Genomic DNA, 474 nt, shown 5'->3' with positions numbered 1-474 from the left:
AGACTTACACCACAAAATCACGCATAACCTTATCTGTGAAAACCAAGCGACAAGCTATGCACTTGAAGATTTAGCGGTGAAAAACATGGTAAAAAATCGAAAACTTGCCAAAGCAATTAATGATGTAGGTTGGGGGCAATTTGTTACCTTACTTACTTACAAAGCAACTTGGTATGGTAAAAACATTCTAAAAGTAAATCGGTTCTTTGCCAGTAGTAAAATTTGTTCGCATTGTCATTACAAGCTAGATAATTTGCCATTATCTGTGAGAAATTGGACGTGTCCTAGCTGTCAAACACACCATGACCGTGATACCAATGCTGCAAGCAATATACGTCAACAGGCGTTAGCTGATGTAGCAGGGCTTGCTACTGTGTAAAGAGTTCCCCCATGCCGATACTATTCAGCGATAGTGGCATGGCAAAAGGTAGTAACTTAGGTTGCTATGGGTCGCAAAGATTCCCCCACCATAAC

The 474-nt window shown here is 40.7% G+C and carries 1 protein-coding gene; it reads left to right on the top strand.

What is annotated here, in order from left to right; all coding sequences use genetic code 11:
• Positions 1 to 379: RNA-guided endonuclease TnpB family protein (locus tag AKG33_RS00005; protein WP_152907697.1), on the top strand; the 379-nt coding region annotated here is incomplete at its 5' end.
• Positions 380 to 474 lie beyond the last annotated feature (95 nt).

This window comes from Dichelobacter nodosus, assembly GCF_001263335.1.
Classification (GTDB): domain Bacteria; phylum Pseudomonadota; class Gammaproteobacteria; order Cardiobacteriales; family Cardiobacteriaceae; genus Dichelobacter; species Dichelobacter nodosus.
The sequence above is the reverse complement of the archived record's forward strand: the minus strand, read 5'-3'. Positions and strand labels throughout refer to the sequence as shown.